Genomic DNA, 7849 nt, shown 5'->3' with positions numbered 1-7849 from the left:
GTCCCCCTCCCCCGTGAAGCGGGGGAGGGGGACCGCCGAACGGCGGTGGAGGGGGCGTCCGCCCACCCGGCCGTCGCAGAACGGCCCCTCCGTCACGATGCGTCGCCGCATCGCGCCACCTCCCCCGCGCCGCAAGGGAGGATGAGGTTGAAATGACCGACCACCTCCGCGTTCATGATGCCGCCCTGGCCCGCCTGCAGGCCCTGCATCCCAAGCTGATCGACCTGTCGCTGGATCGCATGCGGCGGCTGTGTGCCGCGCTCGGCAATCCGCAGGACCGTCTGCCACCGGTGATCCATGTCGCCGGGACCAACGGCAAGGGCTCGACCGTGGCCTATCTGCGGGCCATGGCCGAGGCCGCGGGGCTGAAGGTGCATGTCTTCACCTCGCCGCATCTGGTCCGTTTCGCCGAGCGCATCCGCCTGGCCGGAACCCTGATCAGCGATGACCAGCTGGCCGAGGTGCTGGCGCGGGTCGAAGAGGCCAATGCCGGACTGCCGATCACCTTCTTCGAGATCACCACGGCGGCCGCCCTCGTCGCCTTTGCCGAGGTTCCGGCCGACCTCTGTATCGTCGAGGTGGGCCTGGGCGGGGTGCTGGACGCGACCAATGTCGTGACGCCCGCCGTCAGCGTCATTGCGCCGGTCGACATCGACCATCGCGAGTTCCTCGGTGACACCCTGGCCCAGATCGCCGGCGAAAAGGCCGGGATCATCAAGCCCGGGGCCCCGGTCGTCTCGGCCCGCCAGCGTGAGGAGGCCGAGGGCGTCATCGTGCGGGCCGCCGCCCGGGCCGGGGTTGAGCTGACCCTGATGGGGCAGGACTTCGATGCCTGGGGCGAACGCGGGCGTCTGCTGGTCCAGATGCCGGACCGTCTGCTCGACCTGCCGGCCCCGCCCCTGCCGGGTGAGCACCAGTTCGCCAATGCGGGTCTGGCCATTGCGGCCCTGCTGACCCTGGCCGATCCGCGCATCGACGAAGCGGCCATGGCCGCCGGCATCGCCGCGACGGTGTGGCCGGCCCGCTTCCAGCGTCTGAGCGCCGGGCCCCTGGCCGAGCTGGCCCGCGCGGCGGGAGCTGACCTCTGGCTGGACGGCGGACACAATCCCCATGCCGGGGCCGCCGTGGCCCGCGCGCTCGGCGATCTGGCGGCGCGCGATGGCCGGCCTGTGGCGCTGATCTCGGGCCTGCTGGCCAACAAGGACGCCACGGGCTTCTTCCGGCCCTTCGCGCCGCTGAAGGCCGAGGTCTATACCGTCACCTTCGAGGGCCATGCCGCCGCCCCCGCCGCCCAGACCGCCGCCGCCGCCGAACTGGCCGGGCTGCGCGCCCACGCCTGCGACAGCCTCGAAGACGCCCTGACCAAGGCCCTGGCCCGGACTCCGACGCCGCATGTGCTGATCTGCGGCTCGCTCTATCTGGCCGGCGAGGTGCTGGCGATGAGCGAAGAGACCTGGCCGCAATGAGCGACGCCCTGCAGGATCTCTCCCCCACGGATATGGCCGATCCCGGTCTCGCAAACGCCCTGCTGGCCCTCAACAATGCCCATGCCGTCGAACTTTCCTGGCTGCAGCCTGGCCGCCTTGCCCATCTGGTCGCCGAAGCCTTCGTCGCCAGGCGGGTCGGCGTCGATGCCCTGCTGCTGACGTTCGACGAGAGGGCTGACTATGACAGCCTCAACTACCTGTGGTTCCGCGAGCGTTACGCGCGCTTTGTCTATGTGGACCGGGTGGTGGTGTCGGCCGCCGCGCGCGGACGCGGCCTCGCGCGCCAGCTCTATGCGGACCTGTTCGCCGCCGCCGCCGCTGCCGGGCACAGCCAGATCGTCTGCGAGGTCAATTCGGATCCGCCCAATCCGGCCTCGGAGGCCTTCCATGCCGGCCTGGGCTTTACTGAGGTCGGCGCTGCCGCGATCCACGATGGAGCCAAGTCCGTGCGCTATCTGCTGCGCCGGATCGATCCGCACTACCCGCCGGCCTGAGACCCGCGTACAGCTGCGCCACGCCGATAGGGCGGCACGGCCCGCCGGACATCCCCGGTGCGCGCGCCCGTCCTGGCAGGAACCGCCGATGGCCAAGGGTCAGAAGAAGTCCAACAAGGAAGTCCGCAAACCCAAGGCCGACAAGAAGGCCGCCCCGGCCTCGGTTTCGCCGTTCATCGTTACGACGGCCAAGAAGTAGGACCGGGGACTCTCCGAACGCGGACGGGAACCCCTGCTCGCGCCTGTCGTTCCTGACCCGCAAACCGGTCTGCCCGGTTCGCGGTTTTCTGGCAGGACACGGCACATGATCTTTCAAACCTCACGGCTTGTCCGGGCGACCCTCGGCCTCACCCTGCTGATGGCGGGCACGCCGGCCCTCGCCCAGAATCACCCCACCGAGTCCCCACCCGCAGAGGCACCCGCTGCGACCTCGCCCGGCTGGGTGAGCCAGACCGGCAAGAAGGCGGTTGAGATCGGCGGGCAGCCGGTCCGCGACATCGGTTTCAACCGGCGCGACATCCCCGACAGTCTCGTCAAGGCCCAGGACGACCCCTACAGCCTCAAGGGTCTGAAGACCTGTCGCCAGTTGGCCGCCGAGGTCACGGCGTTGAACGCGGTCCTGGGTCCCGACTACATCGTCGGCAATGAGCTCAAGGAAAGCCGGGCAGGGCGTCTGGCAGCGGCGGGTGGCCGTACCGTGGTCAATTCGATCATCCCGTTTCGAGGCCTGGTGCGGGAGATTTCCGGGGCCGCCCCGGCTGAGCGGCGTCTGGACGCGGCCGTGCAGGCCGGGCTGGCCCGGCGCGGCTTCATTCGCGGCGTTCATGCCCGGCAGGGCTGCCGCAACAGGTTCTGAGGCGCCATGACAAAAACGCCCGCCCGAGCGTGAGCCGGGCGGGCGTCATTATGTCCGAAGGTCAGGCGTCGCCTCAGGCGGGCTGGACGCCGGCCTCGGTCAGCCATTCCAGGATCTTCTGCTTGGGCATGGCCCCGACCTTCATCGAGGTCATCTGGCCGCCGCGGAACAGCATCATGGTCGGGATGCCCCGCACGCCATAGCGCGACGGGGTGGTGGGGCTGTCCTCGATATTGACCTTGGCGACCACGACGTGGTCGGCGAGCTCCTCGGAGATCTGCTCGAGGGCGGGCGCGATCTGCTTGCAGGGGCCGCACCATTCCGCCCAGAAATCGACGAGCACCGGGCCGGTGGCCTGCAGCACGTCGCGTTCGAAGGTTTCGTCGGTCACCGTCACGGTGCTCATTGGGCCTGCTCCATCTGGGCACCGCGCGCGCCGGAAGCCCCGGAGGCGATGCAATCATTGTCGATCCCTGCGAGTCATCGCAGGCGCTTGGATACGATGTAGGCACCCGGCGGGTTCCCGGCAACGGTCTAGCCGATCCGTCGCAGGGCCTCCGATATCACCTTTTCTGCAACCGGCATCAGTTTGGGCCCGTCGGTCCAGACCAGGGCCGCCTCGACCCGGCGGTCGGGGAAGACTTCGCGCAGCACCGCCACATAGACGGCCATCTGGGCCAGATAGGCCGGATCAGCGTCTTCGATGCGGGCCGGAGCGGGCCGGTTTGTCTTGTAGTCGACGACCAGCACGGCGCTGTCGGTGACCACCAGCCGGTCAACCCGCCCCGAAATGGCCAGACCCTTGGGCAGGACGTCACTGGTGCCGGCCAGGGCGACCTCGGCCCGAGAGCCGGGTCCGAAAACGGCGGCAAAGCGCTCGTCTTCCAGCACCCCGAATGCCGCCGACGCCATCTCGGCGCGCTGGGTGTCGGTCAGATCGCGTTCAGCCGCCAGCAGTCGAGCGCCGGCCGCTCGCCGCTGGTCCGGGGCGATGTCGGGCAGGATCTGCAGGAGCTTGTGGATGATCTCGCCGCGCCGGTAGCGGCCCAGACCCTCTACGCGAGCCAGCGGCGAAGGCGCGGGCGCGCGCGATTCGGCCTCGTCCTCGATCCGCGACGGGGCGGCATAGCGGGCCGTCTTCGGCTCCGGCGCGGCCTCGCCCACGGCCCAGGCCGGCAGGGGCGCAGGGGTGATCATCGCTGCCGTCTGGCGCGGCAGGGTCAAGGGATCGGGGCCAAAGCGCAGGATCGGGGCCTCGGGATCGCCGATCTGCCGCACCCGGGGCGCGATGTCGGGATGGGCGAAGGCGGCCCGCGCCGCGCCGTACCAGCCGCCGACGTTTTCTGCCTTAGCGTCCGCCGCGATGCGGCCGCACAGAACCAGCCGGTCACGGGCCCGGGTGAGGGCAACATAGTAGAGCCGCAGGGCTTCCTGGGCGTCCTTCTTGTCACGCAGACCCCGGGCTTTTGACGCGGCCTCGCAGTCGGCCTTGCCGCTGCTCGACCACAACAGGCCGCCGGCCTCGGTGGTCAGCAGGGGCGAGCCGCGGGCCCCGCGGGTCAGGGTGGTTTCCGGCAGGAAGACGATCGGGGCCTCAAGCCCCTTGGAGCCGTGGGCGGTCATCACCCGCACCTCGTGGCGGGCCCCTTCCATCTCGCGCTTGATGACGATGTCGAGGGCCGCGAAATCGGCGACCAGGGCCTCCAGGTCGCGGATGTTGCGCTGCTCGGCGTCCATCACCTGGGCGAGGAAGGCGTCCAGGGCCTCATCGGCCTCCGCCCCCAGCCGGGTCAGGATCCGGGCCCGGTTGGAGCGGCCCTCGGTGTCCGTCCGTCCCAGCAGGGTGGCGAAGAACTCGAACGGCTGGCGGCGGCGGCCCTCGGCCAGGGCCCAGTCCAGCTGCTCACGGGCCGCCGCCCAGCGGGGATCCTCATCGGCCTTGGCCGTCAGGATGCTCCACAGCGTCGCCTTGCGGCCGTGGGCCAGGGCATAGACGTCGTCGTCGGTCAGGTTGCAGAGCGGGCTTTTCAGCAGGGCCGCCAGGGTCAGGTCATCATCCGGGAGCAGCACGAACCGGCCGAGGGCCAGCAGGTCCTGGAAGGCGATATGGCTCGACAGCGACAGCCGGTCGGCCCCGGCCACCGGGATCCGGGCCTGTTTCAGGGCCCGGATAATGTCCTCGAACAGGGCCTTGCGGCGGCGGACCAGGATCAGGATGTCGCCGGCATGGGCGGCCCGGCGCTTTCCGGTTTCCTTGTCATGCACCTCGTCGCCGCGCGCCAGCAGGGCGGCGATCTCGCCGGCGATGGCGGCGGCCAGGCGGCGGTTGGCGCTTTTCTCGGCCTCGGCATCAACCGGGGCCTGCCAGGCGTCGCGTTCCTCGCCCGGAGCCTCGCGGGTCAGGGGCCAGAGGTCGACACAGCCGGGCCCGTCGATCCGGAACGGCTCGTGGCGCACGAGGTCCTGGTCGCCCGGCGGCACCCCCTCGCGCGTCGCCGGGTCAGAGAACAGGGCGTCGACGAAGCTCAGGATCTCCGGCGTCGAGCGATAGGACCGGGTCAGGGGCACGCTCCTGCCGTCCCGACCCACGGCCGTGATCTGGGCGATGTAGGTCTGGGTCTCGTCCAGCAGGCGCTGCGGATCGGCCCCCTGGAACGAATAGATCGACTGCTTCTCGTCGCCGACCACGAACAGGGTGCGTTCGTCGCGACTGTTGCGCCAGCCCGGCGCCCCGGCCCCGACGAAGAACTCGCTGGTCAGGGCCCGCAGGATCGCCCATTGCTCGGGCGCGGTGTCCTGGGCCTCGTCGAGCAGGATGTGGTCGATGCCGCCGTCCAGCTTGTAGAGCACCCAGGCCGCATCGACCTTCTCGGTCAGCAGCCGGCGGGCGTGTTCGATCAGGTCGGTGAAGTCCAGCGCCCCGCGGGCCGCCTTCTCGGCCGTGTGCTCGATGATGTAGCGCGAGGCCAGCATCAGCACGGCAACTGTATCCTCGGCGACCCGGGCCGCCCGGACGGACTCGCGGGCCATGGCCAGCTTGTCCTGCTCGAGCACCAGCGCCTCGCGGAGCTCGGGCCGGGTCTTGAGCGCAGCCGTCTTGTTGACCCAGGTGGCTGCCGTCCCGGTGCCGTCCTTGATGAAGAAGGTCTTCAGGGCCAGGTCGAGGCCGGCGGCCGGATCGCGGGCAATCGTCGCCATGGCCTGGCCGTTCTCGCCGTCGGTCTTGCCGCCCGCCGCGATCAGGATGCCGGACACCGCCCGCCAAACCGGCAGGTCCAGCTCCTCCATGGCCTCGACAGCCGCCGTGTCCGGGTCGGTCGGCCCATCAAAGCCGCAGGTTGTCCAGACGCGCTGGATGCCCGCCTCGGCCCCGCCCGATCTCTTGAAATAGTCCGCGATCTCGCCGCGTCGGATCTCGAAGGTGCCGAACATCGACTCGAAGGCCTGATAGTCCAGCGCCACCGAGAAGCGGGCATAGGCCTCGGAGAGGACGTCATCATGGCTGTCGACATAGGCCGCCACGGTGCGGCGGGCGGCGCGGGCGATGGCGGCGCCGGCCTGGTCGTCCATCACCGTAAAGCCGGGTGACACGCCCGCTTCCAGCGGGAACCGCTTCAGCAGCTTCTCGCAGAAGGCGTGGATGGTCTGGATCTTCAGGCCGCCCGGGGTTTCCAGCGCCCGAGCGAACAGAGCGCGGGCGGCCGACAGCCGGACGGCATCGAACAGGCCCTCGGGCTCACCGACCAGCTTTGAGAGCTCGGTCCTCAGGTCCGCGTCCGCGGTCACCGACCAGTCGCCCAATCGGCGGAACAGCCGGCTCTGCATCTCGGCGGCGGCGGCCTTGGTATAGGTCACGCACAGAATGGCCTCGGGTGCTGATCCGGCCAGCAGCAGCCGGGCGACCCGGTCGATCAGGGTCTTGGTCTTGCCCGAGCCGGCATTGGCCGTGACGAAGGCGCTGATTCTGGGATCGGCGGCGATGCGCTGGGGGTCTAGAGCGACCGTCATTCGCCGTCCCCGTCATCGCCGCTGGTCGACCATTCGAACACCCGGGCCAGGTGGTCATAGTCGCCGGGATAGCCTTTGACGGACTGCGGGGCGGTTCGCGAGGGATAGCCCTGGACCGGATCGTCATAGCGTTCGATCAGGTCGCGCAGGCCCTGCAGGGCTCCAATCGCAGCGCCCTCACTGTCCTTGGCCTCGACCGAGACCTCCTCCAGCCCCGCCGGCTTGCGGCCGGTGACACGGACATAGGTCAGGGTTCCGGGCTTGCGGTCCGGCAGGCCCTCGAAGCCACCGTTCAGCAGGATGGCCGCCGTCAGGGTCAGCTGGGGCGAGAAGCCGGTCTTGACCTGTTTTTTCGATGGAGCCGAGCCGGTCTTGTAGTCGAGGATGTGGGCCAGGCCGTCTGCGGTCGGCTCGATGCGGTCGGCCTTGGCGGTCAGGGTGAAGGGCTTGCCGTTGATGTCGAAGGTCAGGCGGCCCTCGGCCTCGACGATGATCGCCTCGGCCCCGGCTCGCCGCTGCACCTCCCAGTCGGCCACCCAGGCGGCGGCTTCCCGCGCCAGGGCCCGTTCGCGGGCCAGGGCGGTGGCGGGCATGCCGGCGGCCACCAGTTCATCCAGATAGAGGGCCTCGAAGATGGCGGCGGCGTCGGCGGGGACCGGTCCCGGATGCCGCTCCGCAAAGGTTTCGAACGCGGCATGGATCGCCGTGCCCCGGGCGCGCGCCTCGACCGGCTCGTCCGGGCGTTCCAGCGGATACAGTTTCAGGATGTCGCGGGCCCAGACGGCATAGGGATCGCGGGTCAGGGCCTCGATTCGGGTCACGGCCATCCGGCGCGGACGGTCGGCGACCGGGGGAACCGGCGCGGGCCTCGGACAGGGCGAATAGGCACCGGGCGCATCGAGGGCCCGGGCCCAGTCCAGGGCATCCTGGCGCTCGGGCAGGGTCAGGCCCGCCCCCCGCGCCAGGGTCTTCAGCCGCCAGAGCCAGCGTGACTCGACCGCAGG

General features: G+C 70.2%; 7 protein-coding genes. 4 read left to right on the top strand and 3 right to left on the bottom strand.

Annotation, left to right across the window (positions count from 1 at the left end):
* The first annotated feature begins 152 nt into the window (after positions 1–152).
* The 4 genes from DBR10_RS07725 (at position 153) to DBR10_RS07710 (ending at position 2837) form a co-directional block, all read left to right on the top strand.
* On the top strand, positions 153–1466 hold the full coding sequence (locus DBR10_RS07725) for a bifunctional folylpolyglutamate synthase/dihydrofolate synthase (protein WP_108505086.1): 1314 nt from the start codon (positions 153–155) through the stop codon (positions 1464–1466).
* Positions 1463–1981 (top strand): GNAT family N-acetyltransferase, encoded by a 519-nt coding sequence (locus DBR10_RS07720; protein ID WP_108489648.1) that lies wholly within the window; start codon positions 1463–1465, stop codon positions 1979–1981. The genes DBR10_RS07725 and DBR10_RS07720 overlap by 4 nt, the downstream gene beginning before the upstream one ends.
* A gap of 88 nt (positions 1982–2069) precedes the next feature.
* A complete protein-coding gene (locus DBR10_RS07715; RefSeq protein ID WP_108489647.1) occupies positions 2070–2180 on the top strand; it encodes a hypothetical protein in 111 nt (36 codons plus the stop codon).
* Between the two features lie 105 nt (positions 2181–2285).
* Positions 2286–2837, top strand: a complete 552-nt coding sequence (locus DBR10_RS07710; protein ID WP_108505085.1) for a hypothetical protein — start codon at positions 2286–2288, stop codon at positions 2835–2837.
* A gap of 73 nt (positions 2838–2910) precedes the next feature.
* On the opposite strand, the gene trxA is transcribed toward DBR10_RS07710, so the two are convergent.
* The 3 genes from trxA to DBR10_RS07695 form a co-directional block, all read right to left on the bottom strand.
* A complete protein-coding gene (gene trxA, locus DBR10_RS07705) occupies positions 2911–3243 on the bottom strand; it encodes a thioredoxin (protein WP_108489812.1) in 333 nt (110 codons plus the stop codon).
* Between the two features lie 128 nt (positions 3244–3371).
* A complete protein-coding gene (gene addA, locus DBR10_RS07700) occupies positions 3372–6845 on the bottom strand; it encodes a double-strand break repair helicase AddA (protein WP_108505084.1) in 3474 nt (1157 codons plus the stop codon).
* Positions 6842–7849 (bottom strand): PD-(D/E)XK nuclease family protein (locus DBR10_RS07695; RefSeq protein WP_199225316.1); only part of this gene is annotated, 1008 nt, incomplete at its 5' end. The genes DBR10_RS07695 and addA, both read right to left, overlap by 4 nt.

The sequence above is a fragment of the Caulobacter sp. HMWF025 genome (genome assembly GCF_003060965.1).
Classification (GTDB): domain Bacteria; phylum Pseudomonadota; class Alphaproteobacteria; order Caulobacterales; family Caulobacteraceae; genus Caulobacter.
This window is presented reverse-complemented; position numbering and strand designations above follow the sequence as displayed.

Coding starts and splice junctions, on each gene's coding strand:
- DBR10_RS07725 (WP_108505086.1), top strand. CDS start 153: ATGACCGACCACCTCCGCGTTCATGATGCCGCCCTGGCCCGCCTGCAG.
- DBR10_RS07720 (WP_108489648.1), top strand. CDS start 1,463: ATGAGCGACGCCCTGCAGGATCTCTCCCCCACGGATATGGCCGATCCC.
- DBR10_RS07715 (WP_108489647.1), top strand. CDS start 2,070: ATGGCCAAGGGTCAGAAGAAGTCCAACAAGGAAGTCCGCAAACCCAAG.
- DBR10_RS07710 (WP_108505085.1), top strand. CDS start 2,286: ATGATCTTTCAAACCTCACGGCTTGTCCGGGCGACCCTCGGCCTCACC.
- trxA (WP_108489812.1), bottom strand. CDS start 3,243: ATGAGCACCGTGACGGTGACCGACGAAACCTTCGAACGCGACGTGCTG.
- addA (WP_108505084.1), bottom strand. CDS start 6,845: ATGACGGTCGCTCTAGACCCCCAGCGCATCGCCGCCGATCCCAGAATC.